Genomic DNA, 373 nt, shown 5'->3' with positions numbered 1-373 from the left:
CTTTTCTTCATCGTTACAAAATACCTTTCTTGGTACAATAGGTTGGACAAAGTAAAGGCAATACTTGATAGGGGTGCTCGTTATCAATGATTTGAATCAAACCTGTGCCTTTGCCGATTGGAATGACAATCCCTTCAGGGTCAAGGTCAGGAAAGAGAAACTGTGTAGTCTTTTTGTTGATATTACCAATCTGAATCAAGACATTCAATTGTTCTCTGACAGATATAGGGATGGTATTATGGTCAAAACGTTGGCTAACCAGTAGCAGGTGAACTTTTGTAGCCCGCCCAAGAAGGGCAATTTGAGATAGGAGCGAGAAAAAAGAGTCCTTAATAGCCTTATTAACCCCTTCTGATAATGCTAACACTTCATC

The 373-nt window shown here is 39.7% G+C and carries 1 pseudogene; it reads right to left on the bottom strand.

Annotation, left to right across the window (positions count from 1 at the left end):
• Nucleotides 1–13 precede the first annotated feature (13 nt).
• Nucleotides 14–373: pseudogene (locus FH871_RS32610) on the bottom strand (hypothetical protein); the annotation flags it as partial.

Origin of the sequence: Larkinella sp. C7 (assembly GCF_006149005.1) — a bacterium.
GTDB lineage: Bacteria > Bacteroidota > Bacteroidia > Cytophagales > Spirosomataceae > Larkinella.
The sequence above is the reverse complement of the archived record's forward strand: the minus strand, read 5'-3'. Positions and strand labels throughout refer to the sequence as shown.